The 18,906-nt window shown below is 67.4% G+C and carries 17 protein-coding genes and 2 tRNA genes; 11 read left to right on the top strand and 8 right to left on the bottom strand.

What is annotated here, in order from left to right; all coding sequences use genetic code 11:
* Positions 1-24: 24 nt before the first annotated feature.
* Positions 25-474 carry a DUF4399 domain-containing protein gene (locus F572_RS0109845; RefSeq protein WP_017942394.1) on the bottom strand — a complete coding sequence of 150 codons (450 nt, stop codon included), beginning with the start codon at positions 472-474 and terminating at the stop codon, positions 25-27.
* Between the two features lie 141 nt (positions 475-615).
* On the opposite strand from F572_RS0109845, the gene gltX reads away from it, so the two are divergent.
* The 4 genes from gltX (at position 616) to F572_RS0109825 (ending at position 2,485) form a co-directional block, all read left to right on the top strand.
* The gene (gene gltX, locus F572_RS0109840; protein ID WP_017942395.1) at positions 616-2,022 is read left to right on the top strand and encodes a glutamate--tRNA ligase; all 1,407 of its coding nucleotides are present in this window, start codon (positions 616-618) and stop codon (positions 2,020-2,022) included.
* A gap of 42 nt (positions 2,023-2,064) precedes the next feature.
* Positions 2,065-2,140: transfer RNA gene (locus tag F572_RS0109835), tRNA-Ala, on the top strand.
* Positions 2,141-2,164: 24 nt separating this feature from the next.
* A complete protein-coding gene (locus tag F572_RS15355) occupies positions 2,165-2,389 on the top strand; it encodes a hypothetical protein (RefSeq protein WP_081602039.1) in 225 nt (74 codons plus the stop codon).
* 20 nt (positions 2,390-2,409) lie between these two features.
* Positions 2,410-2,485 (top strand) — tRNA-Glu (locus tag F572_RS0109825).
* A gap of 113 nt (positions 2,486-2,598) precedes the next feature.
* Here F572_RS0109825 and F572_RS0109820 read toward each other — a convergent pair.
* The 6 genes from F572_RS0109820 to F572_RS0109795 all read right to left on the bottom strand — a co-directional run bounded on the left by F572_RS0109820 (position 2,599) and on the right by F572_RS0109795 (position 11,467).
* Complete coding sequence (locus tag F572_RS0109820; protein ID WP_017942397.1) at positions 2,599-6,414, bottom strand: AAA family ATPase; 3,816 nt, start codon at positions 6,412-6,414, stop codon at positions 2,599-2,601.
* 152 nt (positions 6,415-6,566) lie between these two features.
* A complete protein-coding gene (locus F572_RS0109815) occupies positions 6,567-7,058 on the bottom strand; it encodes a hypothetical protein (RefSeq protein WP_017942398.1) in 492 nt (163 codons plus the stop codon).
* 136 nt (positions 7,059-7,194) lie between these two features.
* On the bottom strand, positions 7,195-7,458 hold the full coding sequence (locus F572_RS0109810) for a hypothetical protein (RefSeq protein WP_017942399.1): 264 nt from the start codon (positions 7,456-7,458) through the stop codon (positions 7,195-7,197).
* A 17-nt stretch (positions 7,459-7,475) separates the two neighbouring features.
* A complete protein-coding gene (locus tag F572_RS0109805; protein ID WP_017942400.1) occupies positions 7,476-8,882 on the bottom strand; it encodes a deoxyribodipyrimidine photo-lyase in 1,407 nt (468 codons plus the stop codon).
* Positions 8,882-10,450, bottom strand: coding sequence for a cryptochrome/photolyase family protein (locus F572_RS0109800; RefSeq protein ID WP_196794009.1), 1,569 nt, complete (start codon positions 10,448-10,450; stop codon positions 8,882-8,884). Before F572_RS0109800 ends, F572_RS0109805 begins: the two co-directional genes overlap by 1 nt.
* Before the next feature lie 24 nt (positions 10,451-10,474).
* Complete coding sequence (locus tag F572_RS0109795) at positions 10,475-11,467, bottom strand: MerR family transcriptional regulator (protein WP_026143081.1); 993 nt, start codon at positions 11,465-11,467, stop codon at positions 10,475-10,477.
* Between the two features lie 148 nt (positions 11,468-11,615).
* Between F572_RS0109795 and F572_RS0109790 the strand changes: the two genes are divergently transcribed.
* Positions 11,616-13,508 carry a thioredoxin domain-containing protein gene (locus F572_RS0109790; RefSeq protein ID WP_018158451.1) on the top strand — a complete coding sequence of 631 codons (1,893 nt, stop codon included), beginning with the start codon at positions 11,616-11,618 and terminating at the stop codon, positions 13,506-13,508.
* 208 nt (positions 13,509-13,716) lie between these two features.
* On the opposite strand, the gene F572_RS0109785 is transcribed toward F572_RS0109790, so the two are convergent.
* Positions 13,717-14,529 (bottom strand): inositol monophosphatase family protein, encoded by an 813-nt coding sequence (locus F572_RS0109785; RefSeq protein ID WP_017942404.1) that lies wholly within the window; start codon positions 14,527-14,529, stop codon positions 13,717-13,719.
* Positions 14,530-14,676: 147 nt separating this feature from the next.
* On the opposite strand from F572_RS0109785, the gene F572_RS0109780 reads away from it, so the two are divergent.
* The 6 genes from F572_RS0109780 to iscA are packed head-to-tail and all read left to right on the top strand — an operon-like array spanning position 14,677 to position 18,902.
* Complete coding sequence (locus F572_RS0109780) at positions 14,677-15,420, top strand: RNA methyltransferase (RefSeq protein WP_017942405.1); 744 nt, start codon at positions 14,677-14,679, stop codon at positions 15,418-15,420.
* Positions 15,421-15,477: 57 nt separating this feature from the next.
* Positions 15,478-16,305 carry a serine O-acetyltransferase gene (cysE, locus tag F572_RS0109775; RefSeq protein ID WP_196794010.1) on the top strand — a complete coding sequence of 276 codons (828 nt, stop codon included), beginning with the start codon at positions 15,478-15,480 and terminating at the stop codon, positions 16,303-16,305.
* A gap of 58 nt (positions 16,306-16,363) precedes the next feature.
* On the top strand, positions 16,364-16,876 hold the full coding sequence (locus F572_RS0109770) for an Rrf2 family transcriptional regulator (RefSeq protein WP_017942407.1): 513 nt from the start codon (positions 16,364-16,366) through the stop codon (positions 16,874-16,876).
* Between the two features lie 6 nt (positions 16,877-16,882).
* A complete protein-coding gene (locus F572_RS0109765; protein ID WP_017942408.1) occupies positions 16,883-18,106 on the top strand; it encodes an IscS subfamily cysteine desulfurase in 1,224 nt (407 codons plus the stop codon).
* A 54-nt stretch (positions 18,107-18,160) separates the two neighbouring features.
* Entirely contained in the window at positions 18,161-18,571 is a 411-nt protein-coding gene (gene iscU / locus F572_RS0109760) for a Fe-S cluster assembly scaffold IscU (RefSeq protein WP_017942409.1), read from the top strand.
* 7 nt (positions 18,572-18,578) lie between these two features.
* Entirely contained in the window at positions 18,579-18,902 is a 324-nt protein-coding gene (gene iscA, locus F572_RS0109755; RefSeq protein WP_017942410.1) for an iron-sulfur cluster assembly protein IscA, read from the top strand.
* Positions 18,903-18,906: the final 4 nt, after the last annotated feature.

Genomic DNA, 18,906 nt, shown 5'->3' with positions numbered 1-18,906 from the left:
CCGGAGGGGGCTTTTTTGTGTCGCCTATTCGACGGTGATGGTGATCTTGTCGGAGGTCACTGGCGGGTCGAAGCTGAGGTGGCGGTAGTCCATGAACAGCAACTGCAGGGTATGGGTGCCCGGCTCCAGTTCGATCTCGCTTTCGGTCTGGCCGCCGCCGAAGTGGCGCGTGTGATCGGAGAAGGGGAGCGAGGCATCCAGATCCACGTCGTCCAGCGGCTGGTTCACCAGCAGGTGGTGATGCCCGGTGTTGTCGGCCTCGACGCCGGCCGGGGCCACACCCATGCCCCGCAGGCCCATCTGGATGCGCACGGGGCTCTCGACGGTAGCGCCGTCCTGCGGACTGATGAAGTACACCTCGGCGCCTTCGGGGGCCGAGACGCGTTCCATGCCCACGGCGCCGGCGGTGGCCAGGGCGAACCCTCCGGTGACGAGGGCGAGGGTGGCGAGACGGGGGAGTGATACGGCTTTCATCATGACTCCTTCGGGCGCCGGGCGCCCTTGTTGGCCTGTCTCGAGTATAGCCAGCCAGAACCGGATCACCGGGTCATCGGCCGGGGCCGTTCTGCTACCCTAGGCGACTTTCTTGACTATCCGTAATCGAGTGTCCCGCGCATGAGTCTTCGTACCCGTTTTGCCCCCAGTCCCACCGGCTATCTGCATATCGGTGGTGCCCGCACCGCGCTGTTCTCCTGGCTGTACGCCCGGCACCATGGCGGCGAGTTCGTGCTGCGCATCGAGGACACCGATCTCGAGCGCAGCACGGCCGAGTCGGTGAACGCCATTCTCGAGGGTATGAACTGGCTGGGGCTGACCTACGACCACGGGCCGTTCTACCAGACGGAACGCTTTGACCGGTACAAGGAAGTGATCGAGCAGCTAATGGCCGCCGGCCATGCCTATCGCTGCTACTGCACGAAGGAAGAGCTGGACGCGATGCGCGAGGAGCAGAAGGCGCGCAAGGAGAAGCCGCGCTATGACGGTCGCTGCCGCGCGCGCACCGAACCGCGCGAGGGCGTGGAGCCGGTGATCCGCTTCCGCACCCCGGACGAGGGTGTGACGGTTGTCGACGACATGGTGCGTGGCAAGGTCGCCTTCCAGAACAGCGAGCTGGACGACCTCATCATCGCCCGCTCCGATGGCTCGCCGACCTACAACCTGACTGTGGTGGTCGACGACATGGACATGGGGATCACCCACGTGGTCCGCGGCGACGATCACCTGAACAACACCCCGCGCCAGATCAACATCCTCAAGGCGCTGGGCGTGGAACCGCCGCGCTACGGGCACCTGCCGATGATCATGGGCCCGGATGGGGCCAAGCTGTCCAAGCGCCACGGTGCCGTGTCGGTGATGCAGTACCGCGACGAGGGGTATCTGCCGGAGGCGCTGCTGAACTATCTGGTGCGCCTTGGCTGGGCCCACGGTGATCAGGAGATCTTCGGGCTGGACGAGCTGGTGCGCCTGTTCGATATCGAGGACGTCAATCAGTCTGCCTCGGCGATCAACCCGGACAAGCTCCTGTGGCTGAACCAGCACTACATCAAGACGCTGGACCCGGACCACGTCGCGCTGGAACTGGGCTGGCACCTGGGGCAGCTGGGGATCGATCCCTCCGAAGGGCCGGAACTGCGCGATGTGGTCATCGCGCAGCGCGAACGGGCGCGTACCCTGCGCGAGATGGCCGAGAACAGCGTGTATTTCTATCGCGAGTTCGAGGACTACGACGAGAAGGCGGCGCGCAAGCAGCTGACCGCCGAGGCGCAGCCCGTGCTGCAGACCCTGCACGACGGATTCAGCGCCCTGGGCGCGTGGGAGAAGGAACCGCTGCACGAGGTGGTGGTGCACACCGGCGAGCGCCTGGAGCTGAAGCTCGGCAAGGTCGCGCAGCCGCTGCGCGTGGCCCTGACCGGGGGTACGGTGTCCCCGCCGATCGATGATACGCTGGAGCTCATCGGTCGCGAGCGTGCCCTGGCCCGCATCGACCGCGCGTTGGCGAAAATTTCCGCCGACGCGGGTTGACACATTTCGGGGTGCTGGCTACAGTACGCGCTCGCCTGACACGGGGCCATAGCTCAGCTGGGAGAGCGCCTGCATGGCATGCAGGAGGTCGGCGGTTCGATCCCGCCTGGCTCCACCACTCAGGTGATTTGCGAGTTCATCAATGCATCGTTTCGGAGTCATATCGCTCTACGTTGGATTGGTGCTGGCAGTCGTCGGATTGATCGGCGGATTCGGGCTCTTGCTCACCGGGGAACAGACCTGGTCCAAGCCCCTCATCGCGCTGGTACCGATCGGGTTTTTGCTGGTATTCAACGGTCTGGTAACGACGCTTCTGCATCGTGCGCCGGGTAGCGAGGAAGATCGGCCCAAAGGCCCACCCGAATAGCAACATGACGTTGCCTCTACGTCCCCATCGTCTAGAGGCCTAGGACACCGCCCTTTCACGGCGGCGACCGGGGTTCGAATCCCCGTGGGGACGCCATATCCCGAAAAGGCCCGAACCGCAAGGTTCGGGCCTTTTCTTTTGTGGCGGCCATGCAAGCCTCCCGGTGCCCAGTCGGGCAGGGCGGGTTGCCCTGCTGGAAGGCCAGGGAGTCAGGCGAGGCGGGGATCGCGCTGGCGCGGTTCGTCCGCGTCAGGGCGCGGGATGATGCAGTGGTTGATGCGCAGGAGTTCGCGTTCGGCCCAGGCCTGCACCTGGGGGTCGGTCGCGAAGCGCGCATGGTCCAGCAGGGCCTGACGTTCCACGTTGGGGTTGCCCTGTTCGTGGGCGATGCGGCGGGCGCGTTCAAGCTCTTGCCAGCCCTCGGGGGCCTCGCCCGGGCTCCGGGTGAGCAGGGCAACGGCCCGCAGGCGCCGGACGGGCGCCTCGAACACGTAATCGCCGCGCTGGCGACAGCCGGCGAGGGCCTCGTCGGCGACCGTCAGGCACTGTTCGGGCGGGGCGTCATTGGCCTGCATGGCGTCGAGAAGGATGAGCTGGAAGATGGTGTTCACGCCATCCATGATGTGGCGCATGGCCTCCACTTGCGTCTCGATGGCCTGGTAAGCATCTGCCTGCCCCTGGCGGGCCAGGGCCCAGCTCTCGAGGGTAATGCCGGCGGCGCGCCACAAGGGGTAGTCGTAATCCCGGGCGATGGCGAGCGTGCGGCGTGCGGCCGGGAGGGCGGATTCCGGATCCCTGCAGTAGAAGCCGAGAACAGCGCGGAAGGCGTGCGCGAAGGCCACGGTTGGACGGTGGCCGAGCTGGTCGGCCTGTTCGCAGGCGGTATCCATCTCGTGCCAGGCGCGGGCGTGGTTCCCCAGATGCAGCAAGGTCCAGGCCATGAAACCGCGCGCGCTGATGGCCGGGTTCTCCGTGTGGCGTGCCACCAGGGTCGCGTGGTCCTCGTCGCGGTAGAGCTCGACCGCCTGGGTCTGGTGTTCCAGCGCTTCGGCAAAACGGCCGGTCCAGAAATGGGTGTTGCCTTGCACGTAGTGGGCCGCGAGCCGCAGCAGGCGGTCGCCGGAGCGCTCGGCGAGCTGCTGCATTTCCGCGGCGAGGCGATGCGCCTCCTGGAAGCCGTGCCAGGAGCCGGCCCCATGCCAAAGCCCCCACAGCACGCGGAAGTACTGCACCGGATCCTGTTCCGGGGCGGTCAGGCGCATGGCACGCTCGAAGATGTCGTTGACAGTGCGCGAACCGTATCCCAGCAGGGCCAGGTTGGAGGCGCCCAGGCCGCCCAGGGCGCGCAGGGTGACCTGTTCGGACGCGCCCGAGTCGGCCTCTTCGTGGGCCTCCGGGTGGTGTTCCAGGCAGGACAATGCGTCCTCGAAGTAGTGCGAGGCCTCGGGCAGGATCCCGCGGGCGAACGCCGCCTCGCCCGCGTGCAGCCAGGCACTGACCGCCTCCGGATAACGCCCGGCGTGGTACAGATGGGTGGCAATGCGCCCCCAGTCCGCGGTCTGCATGCCGTTCTTGCCGTCTTCCTGCATCAGGTCGGCCAGCTGGCCGTGCAGGCGGGTGCGTTCGGTCAGCAGCATGGATTCGTAGGCGGCCTGCTGGAACAGGGCATGACGGAAGCGGTAACGCACGCCATCGACCATGCCGGCCGGCTCGATGAAGCCCTTGCCGGTCAGTCGCGTCAGCTGGCGGCGTATGGTGTCGGCCGGCTGTCCGCGCAGGCGGCTGAGGATGCGGGTATCGAAGTCGCGTCCGATGACGGCCGCGGAATGGGCTAGTTCCCGGGCGCTGCCAAGCTGTTCCAGGCGCGCGACCAGGAGGTTGGAGAGGCCCGGTGGCAGGGTGTCCGGGAGCTGTCCGATCCGGGCGGCCTCGAGGGCGTAGCGCGTAAGCTCTTCGAGAAACAGCGGGACGCCCTCGCCGCGTGCGATCAGCTGATCGCGCACGCCGCTGGCGAGGCGGCCGTTCGGGTCCAGACGGTCGACCAGATCGCGCGCGGCGGCATCGTCCAGCCCGTGCAGGCGGATGTGTTCCAGCGAGAGGTCGCGCCAGGAGGAGCGAAAGCTCATGCGCGCCGTCAGAATGGCCATGATCGGCTTCCGGTGCAGGCGCTGGTACAACCGCCGCAGGAACTCCGCAGTGCCCGAATCCATCCAGTGCAGGTCGTCGCAGATCAGGAGCGTGGGACCGTGGGCCGCGCGGCGATGGACCAGCTCCACCAGGGTGTCGATGATGCGGTCGCGGTCCAGCCCCTCGTGGGCGATGCTTTCGGGGCCTTCGGCCTCCGGGTGGGTCAGCCAATAGGCCAGACGTGGCGCGAGGTCCGGGGCTGTTCCGACATGTTTGAGGGCCCCTTCGAGTCGGCGCCGGCGGGCGTCGCGCAGGCTGTCATGGCCCATCCAGGTGGCAAAGGCCTGGCGCACGGGTGCCAGGAGCTGCCGGGCGCGGTCCTCGCGGCACTTGAGCAGGTAGCGCGAACGGGCCTGACCGCGGACTTGCAGGTCGAGTCCGCGCGCCAGCCGACTCTTGCCCAGACCCGCCTCTCCCTGGACCAGGATGAAGCGAACCTCGCCGCTGTCGAGGACCTGATCCCAGTGGCCGCGAAGCTGCTGGAGTTCCGAACTGCGTCCGGTCAGCGGGGTCAGGTCGCGCAGGGTCTGGGCGTCTACGCGGTCCAGCGGGCCGGGGTCGCCGGTGACGCGATAGGCGCCGGTGTCGTCCTCCGCCGGACGGAAGCTGAAGTAGCCCGAGACCCGCGCGTAGGTGGGTTCACTGACACGCAGCGTTCCGGGATAGGCGCGCTGGGCGCATTCATGGGCGCGGGCAGTGAGCTGGCCCGTCGGGTCGGGCAGATCGGGGTCGGCGCCGGTGACGATCAGGTCGGTGTCCACGGCCAGGCGCAACTGGCAGTCGCCGGGGGCGGTTTGCAGTGCCTGCCAGGCAGCGTGCACGGCATCGACGGTTGCCTCTTCGCGCCCGGCGGGGTAGCCGAAATAGGCTAGGAGGCCGTGCCCGGGGCAGGGTACGACATGGCCGTGGTGGCTGAGCAGGACGAAATCGACATGCTCCAGCGTGCGGTTGACCTGTTGCTGCTGGATCTCGATGTCGGCCTGCGCGTCGGGCTGTAGGTGGCAGGCCACGACCGTGACCCGCCGGCGTTCGGAGCGCAGGACGGCGGGTTCGGCGTCCTCGGCGCTGGTGTGCTGGCTGGTGGCCTCGGCGCGTTCGGCGCCCAGGATCTCCTCGCGCGTGCGCGCCAGGAGTTCGCCCGGGGGCTTGCCCGCCTCGGCCTCGAGGTGGGCGTAGTGCTCCAGGGCGCGCTTCGGGTGTCCGCTGGCGGCGAGGGCCTTCATCAGGAGGTGGTGCAGGGTTTCGTCGTGCGGCTCCATCGCCAGCAGGCGGTGGAGCTCGGCGAGCAGGGGCTCGCCCTCGTTGGGTTTGGCCAGCTCGGCGAGGTTGTGCCCGATGAAGACGAGCAGGTTCTGCCAGTGATGGTCGCGCTGGGACTGGGCCCAGGCGGAGAGTTCGGGCAGGTCCTGCAGCGCACGCAGGCCCTCGAGGAAGTGCCCGCGGTAGTCGCAGACGATCGCCAGGTCGGGCGGCGGGGCGGTGGTCTCCCGGCCCTCCGCGGTTCGGCGCTCGGAACGCGCGCGCTGCAGGGTGAGAAAATCGATGCGCGATTCCGGCTGCGGCTGGAAGCGTACATAGCGGGGCGTGGTATCGAGCAGGGGGGGCTCGCCGGCGGGCAGCTGGCGACGCAGCTGGAACAGGCCCTGACGCAGGTTGACCCGGGCGCTGTCGGAATCCAGGTCCGGCCAGAACAGGCGCGCCAGCTCCTCGCGCGGAATACGCCGGGGGCTTTCGGCCGCTACATAGGTGAGCAGCAGGCCGAGTTTCGTCCCCGAAAGAGCGGGTATGTCACGGTCCTCCACGCGCACGCCGACGGTGCCGAAGGTCGTGATTTCCATATGCGCCAAAGAGGCCTCCCGTCTTCTTCGTCAGCAGTCGTGTACTGCCATGTGTGACCCGTCAGCGGATCGGCTCTTGGGGCCGCCGGCATACGGCCGGGGCCAGGGGAGATTCCGTTCGAATCGATTGTACCGGCATTCCGTTACCGGGGTCAGTCAATGCGGATCGTCGCGTAGCCCTGATTCTCGTAGCCCATGATGGACAGGAAGGTGTTGCCCACCATTTGAATCCCGGGCAGCAGGTCGTCCTGTTCCAGGTCGAAGCGCCGGGTGGCGATATTGCAGGCCTCCATGTGGATGCCATCCAGTTCCAGCAGGCCTTCCAGGCGCTCGTGGATATGGCGCACGGCGGAGACCTCCTCGATGTCGAGGTGATCGGTGGAGCGCGCGATGAGTCCTGCCGCACCGCCACGGAAGGCAAACACCATCTCCGGTTCCAGGCCCTGGCGCTGCATGTCGTCATAGGTTTCGCGGATGACGCTCAGGCGGGCGATCAGGCGTTCCGGTTCGGCGATGGTGATGTCCCAGAGGATGCGTCCCGTCTCCATGCCGGCAATGGCGCGCTGGTCGCCGGGCTTGTCGGCGAGCGCCAGGCCCGGGAGCAGCAGGGCGCAGAGCAGGAAGACGGCGAGAAGGCGTTGCATGACGTTCGTCCCTTTTTGCGAGATCCTGTCTTGAGCGTAGCAGGCCCGCGGGTGCTTCGTGCGCGGGTGTCTGTGATGGCACCCGTGCTGGGAGGGCGGACCCGGGGGACGAAGGGTCCGGCCTCCCTGCAGCTGCTTAGTGGCCGTGGTGGCCGTTGTGCAGGTATTCCACGCCGTCGAGGCTCTGGAGCTGGATCTCGCGCACCGGAATGTAGCGCGAGGAGCCCGGGCTGACGACCTCTTCGGTGACCCGGATGCGGTAGGGGGCCTCGTGGTTCAGCAGCTGACCGACGAAGCGCTTGCCCTCGTGGGTCACGCGCACCGGTGTGGTGTCGTCGTAGCGGCTGAAGTTGTAGCTCACATCCTTGGGATACTGCAGGTTCTGTTCGGAAAAGCTCATGGTTGGGCCTATTGGGGTCAGTGGTCTTTTACGGCCTGAAAGGCCTCGAGTGCGGCCTGGCGGCTGGCTTTCAGGTCCACGATGGGGGCTGGGTAGCCGCGCGCGCCGCCGGCGCCTGGCGCGTGAATATACCGCGTTTCGACGTCCTTGAGTACGGGGACAAAATGCCGTACGTAGGCCCCGTCGGGGTCGTGGCGCTCGCCCTGGGTTTGCGGGTTGAAGACGCGAAAGTAGGGTGCGGCGTCGGCGCCGCAGCCTCCGGCCCATTGCCAGCCGAGGGTGTTGGCGGCGAGATCGGCATCCACCAGGGTGTCCCAGAACCAGCGAGCCCCGTGCCGCCAGTGCTGGCGCAGGTTCTTGGTCAGGAAGGAGCCGACCACCATGCGCAGGCGATTGTGCATCCAGCCGGTCTGCCACAGCTGCTGCATCGCGGCGTCGACGATCGGGAGCCCGGTGCGACCGTGCTGCCAGGCGTGCAGGTCCGCATTGTCCTCGCGCCAGGGGAAGGCCTCGAAGCGCGGGTTCAGCGGCTGGTCCGGGGTGTACGGGAAGTGGTAGAGCACGTGATGGGCGAAGTCGCGCCAGCCCAGCTCGCGCACGAAGGCCTCGGGCCCGCCGTGGTCCGGGTGCAGGCCGGCCTGACGCAGTGCGCGCAGGATCTGGCGCGGCGAGACCTCGCCGAAATGCAGGTGAGGCGACAGGCGCGAGGTGCCATCGTGATCCGGGCGGTCGCGTTCGACACCGTAGTCGCGCACGGCGCCGTCCAGGAACTGCGCGAGGCGTTGGCCGGCCGCGGTCTCGCCGGGATTCCATGTGGCGCGCAGGCCGGCGGCCCAGTCGATCGTGGGCAGAAGTTCGAGCTGTTCGGGGTCGAGTGACTCGGGCCAGGCGTCGGGCGGCGCGAGGGCATCGGCGGCGGGCAGCGGGTCGCGGTCGATGCCGTGTTTCAGGCAGGCCTTCCAGAACGGGCTGAAGACCTTGTAGGGCCGCCCCTGCCCGGTTGCGACCTCCCAGGGCTCGATCAGCAGGTGGGCGTTGAAGCTGTGTACCTCGAGGCCGTCGGCGCGCAGTCCGGCCTTGATCTCCGGGTCGCGCAGGACAAAGGCCGGGTCGTACAGGCGATTCCAGTAGACGGCGGTGGCGCCGGTTTCGCGCACCAGGGCGCGCAGTGTCGCGAGGCTGGGGCCGGCGCGCAGGGTCAGGCGCGAGCCCTGCGCACGCAGGTCATGGTCCAGGGCCTGCAGGCTGTGGTGCAGCCACCAGTTGGACGCAGCACCCGGCGCCCACGGGGCTTCCTCCTCCGGGGCATGGATGAACACCGGGATGACCGGGCCGCCACGTTCGCTGGCGGCGTGCAGCGCGGGCTGGTCGGCCAGGCGCAGGTCGCGGCGCAGCCAGACAAGGGTGGGGCCGGGGCTCGGCATCAGATGCGGTCTCCCGCTGCGAGGGTGCGGCGGATGTGGCTCGCCTGATCGCGGATGGCTTGCAGGCGTTCGGGATCCATTTTCGCCACATGCTTCCACTGCAGTGCGGTGCGCGGATGGCGGGCGAAGCGCTTGCGGTGGCGGTCGAGGAAGTCCCAGTAAAGCGTGGTGAACGGGCAGGCCTTCGCGCCCAGGGCCTCGCCCGGGTCGAACGGGCAGTGCGCGCAATAGTTGCTCATGCGCTGGATGTAGCGCCCGGTGGCGACATAGGGCTTGGAGGCCATGCGGCCGTTGTCGGCGTACTGCGACATGCCGATCACGTTGGGCAGTTCGACCCACTCGACGGCGTCGACATAGATGCCGAGGTACCAGGCGTGGATCTCGGCCGGCCGTACGCCGAGCAGCTGGGCGAACAGCCCGGTGACCATCAGCCGCTGGATATGGTGCGCATAGCCCAGTTTCAGCGTCTGGCCCACGGCCTGCTGGAGGCACTGCATGGAAGTGTCGGCGTCCCAGTAGAGCGCCGGCAGCGGCTGGTCCGCCTCCAGGGCGTTCCAGTCGTGCCAGGCCTCGCCAAAGTGAAAGTACAGCCCGCGCACGTACTCGCGCCAGCCGAGGATCTGGCGGATGAAGCCCTCGACCGCGTGGAGTGGCGCGTGGCCGTCGCGCCAGGCCTGTTCGGCCGCGTCAATCACCGTGCGCGGGTGGATCAGGTGCAGGTTCAGCGCGGCGGACAGACGGGCGTGGTAGAGCCACGGCTGGTCGGTCCACATGGCGTCCTGATAGGTGCCGAACGCGGGCAGGCGGTGCTGGATGAAGTCATCGAGCGCCTGTTGCGCCTGTTGCGGGGTGACCGGCCAGTCGAAGTCGTCGGCCTGGCCCGGCAGGTCGGGCAGGTGCTGTGCGATGTCCTCCCGGCACTCGCGGGTAAGCGCGTCGGGCGGGAAAGCCGCAGGCTCGGGCAGCCAACCGGGGCCGTCCCGCCCGAAGTGTCCGCGGTTGTCGGCATCGAAATTCCACTGGCCGCCTGCGGGCTCGCCGTCGTTCATCAGCACGTCCAGTGCCTTGCGCTGCTCGCGGTAGAAGGTTTCCATGCGCAACTGCTTGCGGCCCCTGGCCCAGCGTCGAAAGGCCTCCGGCGGGACCAGGAAGTGCGGGTCGTCCAGGATCTCCAGCGGGATTCCCCGTTTGTTACAGGCCTGCCCCAGCTGCTTCAGGACGCGGTGTTCACCGGGCTGCAGGACTCGCACCTGCCGCGGCCGAAGCCGGTCCAGGTCCGCCAGCAGGGCCTCGCCCAGGGTCTGCTCGGGGTGTTCGCCCAGGCGGCGGTAGTGGACCGTCAGACCCTCGTCGCGACGCCGCGCGGCGAAGTGGCGCATCGCCGAGAGAAATAGCGTGGTGCGGGCCACGTGCGACGGGACGTATCGGGATTCGTCAGCGACCTCGGCCATCCAGGCGGCGTCCTGGTCCGGGTCCAGGGCCTTCAGGCCCGGGTGGTCGGGGGCGAGCTGGTCGCCGAGCACGAGCAGGAGCGTGCGCACGGTCGCGGGCGAAGTGGACGTGGCCACGGAGCCGGAAAGGGCAGCAGGCGGTTACTGGGGCAGGTGCCGCGAGAGCCGCGCGGCGGCCTCCAGCGGGGGGCCGGGCAGGACTTCGATCTCGCGGCGGTGTTCCTTCTGGGACAGTTCCAGGGCGGCCGAGCCGGCGAGGTAACAGGGCGGGCCGGCTTGTTTGAGGATGGCCTCGACCCGCGGCAGTTCGGGGCTGCGCATCAGCTGCGAGGAGCCGTGGATGATCAGCGCCGGTGCCTTCAGGCGGCGCATCAGGGTGTCCAGTCCTTCGGGACTGGTGGCGTCGAACAGCGGCAGGGTCTTCAGACCACGGCGGGCACAGGCGAGCTGCAGCAGCATGCCGCCGACCTGCTGGTGACCACCGCCCAGCACCAGGCAGGGGTAGGGAGGGTCGTCACAGGCGCGGGTGGCCGAGCGCAACTGGTCGGCGAAGGCCGCGGTGGCCCAGGCGGCAAAGATGGCCAGACGGACTTCGCCCTCAGCATTGTGCCGGGATTCCTCGCGCAGGCGGCGGTAGACGTCGAGGAAGGCGCTTTCGTGGACGCCATCCCAGCCGTGGCGCATGACCAGGCGGGCGTAGGTGCGATCCAGTTCGCCGACGTCGAGATTCGCGACCGACTCGTAGAGGGTCTCGGCGAGCGGATCCATGGTGTGGGGGGCGATCCCCGGGCCGGGGCTGTCCCGGCGCCGCTCGGGGGCATCATCCGACGCGGTCGCGCCGGACTCGGTCGACTCGGCGTCTGTCGTGCCGGACGATGGCTCGTCGTTGAGGACGCGGTGAACCTGGGAGACGGGGATCCCCTGCTCCAGCAGCTCCATGATCCGCTTGATCCGTGCGATGTCGCCCGGGCTGTAGAGCCGGTGGCCCTTGGGTGTGCGCATCGGACGGATCAACCCGTAACGACGCTCCCAAGCACGCAACGTCACGTCGTTAATGCCCGTCTCCGCGCAAACGTGCCGGATCGGGTACAGGCCTTCTTCGTCTTGAAGTTCGATGTGCGTCGCGCTCGCCATGGATTAATTGTACGACATTTATACAGCGCATGTACAAGGGCGGAGTTCGGGACTGCGATCCGCGTGGCTCAGGGGGCTGGAATGAACCTTCCCTGTCTGCGCGTCCCAAAAGGGTAGCAACCTTTTTCAGATGCTGCTGGAGACTGGCATGTTTGCAACACCGGGGAATCGCTGGAACGTTACGTTCGCATCGCTGCTTCTGCTAGCGCTGGCCGCGCCGGTTCCGGCCCAGGCCAATCCCGAGATGGCGGACAGTATTTCGCCCTATCTGCGCCTGCATGTGGACGATCCGGTTCAGTGGCGTGCCTGGGATCCGGCCCTGCTCGAAAAGGCGAAGGAGGAACAGCGCCCTCTGCTGATCTCCAGTGGCTACTACTCCTGCTACTACTGTCACGTGATGCAGGAGAAGAGCTTCAAGGATGACGGCATCGCCGAGCGGCTGAACGAGAATTTCATCCCGGTGAAGGTCGATCGCGAAGTCAACGGTGCGCTGGACAGTTACCTGCTGGAGTTCCAGCGTGCGACCGCCGGGAGCGCGGGCTGGCCGCTCAACATCGTGGTCACGCCTAATGGACACGCGCTGACCGGTGTGGTGTACGCGCCGCGCGATCAGTTCGCCGAGTTCCTGGACGGCATCACCGAGCGGCTGGAGGCCGACTACGACCGGCTGGTCGATCTAGCGCGGCGCGGCAGCGACGAACTCACCCAGCGATTGCGTGCGGGCGAGGAACCGCTGTCGGACAGCCGCGCGGGCCGCCTGCCGCAGGTGCTGTGGAATCACCTGGAGCGCGAGTCCGACGATCTTCAGGGCGGCTTTGGCAGCTCCACCAAATTCCCGCATTCGCCGTACCTGCGCGCGATGCTGGAGGCCGAGAAGGCCGGCACCGCGCCCGGCTGGGTCGGCGAATTCCTGGAAATCACGCTCGACGAGATGGCGCATTCCGGCCTGCGCGATGTGCTGGGCGGTGGGTTCTTCCGTTATTCCGAGTCGCCGGACTGGAACGAGCCGCACTTCGAGGTGATGCTGGAGGATCAGGCCCAGCTCGCACTGGTGTATCTGCGCGCCGGTGACCATTTCGGCCGCCAGGACTGGATCGAGCTGGGACTGGAGAATCTCGACTTCGTCAAGCGCGACATGGCCCTGCGCGAGGACGAGTCCGGCGACCAGGCGGATACCGCCGAGGATGGCTTTCGCGGGTTCGCCTCCAGCCTGTCGGCGGTCGACGCGGAGGGTCGTGAGGGGGGCGCCTACCTGTGGCCCGAGGCGGATATCGCTTCCGCGCTGGCGGACCATGAGCACCCGGAGCTGGTGCGCGCGCGGTTCGGCATGGAAGGCAGCTCCGTGTTCGACCTCGGATACCTGCCCCGGCGTGGCGCGGGGGTCGAGGCCCTGGCCGAACGCTTTGACCTGGACGAGGCTACCGTGCGCGAACAGGTGGCCGCCGGGCGCGAGGCGCTGATCCGGGCGCGCGAGGCGCGCGGCCTGCCGCGGGACGAAAAGGTCCTGACCGGGGCACACGGTCTGCTGCTCTCCGCCCTTGCGGAGGGGGCGCAGCATGACGAGCGTTTCCGCGAGGCGGGTGCGGCGGTGCAGGCCTGGCTATTGGAAGTCGCCGCCGATCCCGAGGAACTGCCCGCGCTGATGGGCCTGCCCTCGGATCAGGCCGGGACGGCCACGCTGAACGATTACGCCTTTGTTGCGCGCGGCCTGCGCGACTGGAAGGCCGCCACGGGCGAGGGCGAGCAGGCGCCGGCACTGGCACTGCTGGAGGCGGCCTGGGAACGCTTCCGCGATGACGACGGCTTCCGCTCGGAGCCGGAGCCGCCGCTGCCGGGGATGATCTCGCAGCGCTTCCACCCCGCGGTGCACCGGCCGTCCCCGACGACCCTGCTTTTCCGGCTCAGCGAGGAGTGGCGTGGGGCCAGCGAGATGGTGGATGCGGCGTTCGCGGAATACGATCTGCGCCCGGGGCGCGCCATCGAATCCGACCCGGAACACCACGCCCGCCTGATCCTCTGGCTGCAGGAACGCAATCGCTGAAGGGCTGTATTACCACAGAGCGCACAGGGGACACGGAGAAGGTCAAGGGCGGTTAACAGGAAGAAGGGAAGGCTGGAAGGAACGATTTCTGGTGGCGATTTGCCCGTTTCCGGAGCCATTCATCCAAACTAAATTCCTTCCGATCTTCTAGCCTTCCTGCTTAGTCGCTTTTGACCTTCTCCGTGCGTGTAGTGGTAGGGAGCGACGTTCAGGCGTCGGAGCGGGCGGAGGCTTCCTTTTCGGCCTTGTGCAGGCGCTGGAGCATGGCCTTGAGGACCTTCGGGTTGCCGGCGACCACGTCGCCGCGGCGCATCACGTCCGGGTTGCCCTGCCAGTCGCTCACCACCCCGCCGGCTTCCTGGACCAGCAGCAGGCCCGCGGCCATGTCCCAGGGCTGCAGGCCCATCTCCCAGAAGCCGTCGAAGCGCCCGCAGGCGACCCAGGCCAGGTCCAGTGCGGCCGAGCCCGGGCGGCGTACGCCGGCGGTGCCCGGGATCAGGTAGCGCAGGCTGCTCAGATAGCGCTCCAGGTCCTGGCCCTCGCGGAACGGGATGCCGGTACCCAGCAGGGCGCCGTTCAGGTCCTTGCGCTCGGAGACGCGGATGCGGCGGCTGTTGAGAAAGGCGCCGGCGCCGCGCGTGGCGGTGAACAGCTCTTCCTTCAGCGGGTCATAGACCACCGCCTGCTCCAGCCGGCCCTTGTGTTTCAGGGCGATGGAGATGCCGTACTGCGGGATCTCGCGCAGGTAGTTGGTGGTGCCGTCCAGCGGGTCGATGATCCACACGAAGTCGGCATCGCTGCCGCTTTGCTCGCCGCCTTCCTCGGCCATGATGCTGTGATCGGGGTAGGCGCGGCGCAGGGTCTGCACGATCGCCTGTTCAGCCGAGAGATCGACGTCCGACACCCAGTCGTTGCGGGCCTTCTCGCGGGTGTTCATGCGATCCGGCCGGCCCCAGGCGCGGGTGGTGATGCGTCCGGCCTCGCGGGCCGCCGATACCGCCGTGTTCAGCATGGGGTGCATGGGGGTCTCCTGGTGTTCTGCGGGGTGTCCGGCGGGCCTCTCTGGCAAGCCGCGGGAAGGCCGCGAACAATACACAAGCGGCTCTTTTTTGGGAAGTCGCAGGGTCCCCTGTGTACAATCCCGGCCTTTGACGAGGGGGTTCCACGAATGGAAGAACGCCTGGACCGGGTCCGGGTCGTGCTGGTGGGCACGACGCACCCGGGCAATATCGGTTCCGCGGCGCGTGCGATGAAGGCCATGGGGGTCACCGACCTGGTGCTGGTGGCACCGGAGAAATTCCCGCATGCCGACGCGACCGCGCTGGCCTCGGGGGCCGATGACCTGCTGGCCCGGGCGCGGGTGGTGGAGGATCTCGCCGCCGCGATCAGTGACTGCGTCTGGGTGGTCGGGACCAGCGCCCGTCTGCGCACCCACTCGGTGCCGGTCCTGGGCCCCGATGTCGCGGCCGGGCAGGCGCTGGCGAACGCTGCCGAAGGGCCGGTGGCCCTGGTCTTCGGCCGCGAGCACAGCGGTCTCACCAACGCCGAGCTCGATCACTGCAATGCCTTCGTGCAGATTCCGACCACCCCGGATTTCAGCTCCCTGAACCTGGCCGGCAGCGTGCAGGTGATGACCTATGCGCTGCGCATGGCGGCGCTGGGCGGCGTTTCACCTGTGCCGCCCGGTGCCGACGCGACCGGGGTCGAGCGCGATCCGCCCGCGACCCAGGCGGAGATGGAGGGGCTGTTCCGGCACTTCGAACAGGCCCTGACGACCATCGATGTGCTGGATCCGGAGAATCCGCGACACCTGATGCGGCGCCTGCGCCACCTGTATCTGCGCGCCGGGCTGAGCGCCAGCGAGGTGCGCATGCTGCGCGGTATATTGACGCACACGGAAAGGGGCCGCTGAGGGCGCCGCCCGTCCGCGTGATAACCTAGCTTATGACTCAGGATTTGAGGCCGGCCGATGTTTGACAGGATGCGCGAGGACATTCGCTGCGTGTTTGACCGCGACCCGGCGGCACGCAACGCCTTTGAGGTGCTGACCGCGTACCCCGGCCTGCATGCGTTGTGGTACCACCGCGTTGCGCACTGGTTCTGGGCGCGCCGCTTGCGCTGGCTGGCGCGGGTGATCGGCAACTTCAGCCGCTGGGTCACCGGGATCGAGATCCATCCCGGCGCGACCATCGGGCGGCGCTTCTTCATCGACCACGGCATGGGCGTCGTGATTGGCGAGACCGCCGAGGTTGGCGACGACTGCACGATCTACCATCAGGTGACCCTGGGCGGGACGACCTGGGAGGGTGGCAAGCGCCATCCGACGCTGGGCAACGAGGTGGTCATCGGGGCGGGGGCCAAGCTACTGGGTCCGATCCACATCGGAGACCATGCGCGCATCGGTTCCAACGCGGTGGTCCTGAAGGACGTGCCCGCGGATGCGACCGCTGTGGGGATCCCGGCACGGGTAATCGGCCCGCGGCCCGAGCCGGATCCACGCTTCCAGCAGATGGCGGACCGCATGGGCTTCGATGCCTACGGTCTGTCACGGGACATGCCCGACCCGGTGGCCAATGCCATCCACCGTATCGTCCAGCGCGTGCACGACCTGGACGAGCGCATGGAACGGGCCTGTCAGGCGCTCAAGCGCGCCGGCATCGACCCGGGCGAGGCCCTGGGCGACGACGACTCCGGCCCGCTGGAGGCCTGCGATCTGGAGGGTCTGGAGCCGGATGAATGCGAGGTTCCGGGGTCCGCCGCAGGCGAACAAGAACGTAAACAGCAAGGGAATACTTGATCGTTTTGGTCAGGTATTGCTAAGCTTGCCGGCAAATGACCGACAAGTGCACTCAACCATGAAACTGACGACCAAAGGCCGCTACGCCGTGACCGCCATGCTGGATGTGGCGATGCATACCCGCAACGGACCGGTATCCCTGGCCGAAGTGGCGCGCCGGCAGAAGCTTTCATTGTCCTATCTGGAGCAGCTCTTTTCCAGGCTGCGCCGCAAGGGCCTGGTGAACAGCAGCCGCGGACCGGGCGGGGGCTACGCCCTCAGCCGCGATCCGGAGGGCATCAGTGTCGCCGACATTGTCGTGGCGGTGGACGAGCCGGTCGACGTGACCCGCTGCGGTGGCAAGGCCAACTGCAATTCGGACTCGCGCTGCCTGACGCACGACCTCTGGACCGATCTGAGCCAGCAGGTGTACGACTTCCTCAGTACCCGCTCGCTGGCGGACGTGCTGCAGCGTCATCGCGAACAAATCGAGAAGGACGGTGTGCAGGAGGTCGTAATGCACGGTGCCTCCCTGCAGACGTCCACCGAAAAAAGCCATGCGGCCGCCGACGCAGCCGCGGAGAGGAGCTAACGCCCCATGAGTGACCTGAAACTGCCGATCTATCTCGACTATTCCTCCACCACGCCGGTTGACGAGCGCGTGGCGGAAAAGATGGCGGGCTGCCTGACCAAGGACGGCCTGTTCGGGAACCCCGCCTCGCGCAGCCACAGCTTTGGCTGGGGCGCGGAAAAGGCGGTGGAGAACGCCCGCGGCGAGGTCGCCCAGCTGGTGGGCGCCGATCCCAAGGAGATCATCTGGACCTCCGGCGCGACCGAAGCCGACAACCTGGCGATCAAGGGTGCGGCGCACTTCTACCAGCGCAAGGGCAAGCACATCATCACGGTGAAGACCGAGCACAAGGCCGTGCTCGATACCACGCGCCAGCTCGAGCGCGAGGGCTTCGAGGTGACCTACCTGGGCGTGAAGGAAAACGGCCTGATCGACATGCAGGAACTGGAAGACGCCATGCGTGACGACACCATCGTGGTGTCGGTGATGCACGTGAACAACGAGATCGGCGTGATCCAGGACATCGAGGCCATCGGCAACCTGTGCCGCGAGCGCGGCATCGTGTTCCACGTGGACGCTGCGCAGTCGACCGGCAAGGTCGCGGTTGACCTGTCGAAGCTGCCGGTGGACCTGATGAGCTTCTCCGCGCACAAGACCTATGGCCCGAAGGGCATCGGCGCCCTGTTCGTGCGGCGCAAGCCGCGCGTTCGCATCGAGGCGCAGATGCACGGCGGCGGTCACGAGCGCGGCATGCGCTCCGGCACCCTGGCGACCCACCAGATCGTCGGCATGGGCGAGGCCTTCCGACTCGCGGGCGCCGAGATGGGTCCCGAGCTGGAGCGCGTGCGCATGCTGCGCGACCGCCTCTGGGCGGGTCTGGATGGCATGGAAGAGGTCTACCTGAATGGCGACCAGGAACAGCGCGTCGCGCACAACCTGAACGTCTCGTTCAACTTCGTCGAGGGCGAGAGCCTGATCATGGCGCTGCGTGACATCGCCGTGTCCTCCGGCTCGGCCTGCACCTCGGCCAGCCTGGAACCGTCCTACGTGCTGCGCGCCCTGGGCCGCGACGACGAGCTGGCGCACAGCTCGATCCGCTTCTCCATCGGTCGCTACACGACCGTGGAAGAGGTCGATCACACGGTCGAGATCGTGCGCGCCGCGGTGGCCAAGCTGCGCGAGCTCTCCCCGCTGTGGGAGATGTATCAGGACGGCATCGATCTGAGCACCGTCGAGTGGGCGGCCCACTAGGGGCCCGCTCGACACCACTAACGCAACGCGTACACACGCAACAGGAGAACGGTCATGGCTTACAGTGACAAGGTTCTGGACCACTACGAAAATCCGCGCAACGTCGGCAGCTTCGACAAGAACGACGACACGGTCGGTACCGGCATGGTCGGTGCCCCGGCCTGTGGTGACGTGATGAAGCTGCAGATCAAGGTCAACGACGAGGGCATCATCGAGGATGCCAAGTTCAAGACCTACGGCTGCGGTTCCGCGATCGCCTCCAGCTCGCTGCTGACCGAATGGGTGCGTGGCAAGACTCTGGAAGAGGCGAGCCAGATCAAGAACACCCAGATCGCCGAGGAACTGGCGCTGCCGCCGGTGAAGATCCACTGCTCGGTGCTGGCGGAAGACGCCATCAAGGCAGCCGTCTCGAACTACCAGGAGCGCCACGGCGAGGCCGCGGAAGCCGAGAAGCAATCTGCCTGAGGGCCCTATGGCGATTACAGTGACCGAACCCGCGGCCGAACGCATCCACAACTTCCTCGAGAAGCGGGGCAAGGGTGTGGGCGTCCGGCTGGGCGTCAGGACGACCGGCTGCTCGGGCATGGCCTACGTGGTCGAGTTCGCCGACGATATCGAGGAGACCGACACGGTCTTCGAGGATCGTGGCGTAAAGATGGTCGTGAACCCGAAGTCTCTCGTGTATCTGGACGGCACCGAGCTGGACTTCGGCAAGGAAGGCCTGAACGAGGGGTTCAAGTTCAATAACCCGAACGAGAAGGCCCGGTGCGGCTGCGGTGAAAGCTTCAGCATCTGACTGA

The organism is Thioalkalivibrio sp. ALE14 (genome assembly GCF_000376845.1).
In the GTDB taxonomy this organism is placed as follows: domain Bacteria; phylum Pseudomonadota; class Gammaproteobacteria; order Ectothiorhodospirales; family Ectothiorhodospiraceae; genus Thioalkalivibrio.
The sequence above is the reverse complement of the archived record's forward strand: the minus strand, read 5'-3'. Positions and strand labels throughout refer to the sequence as shown.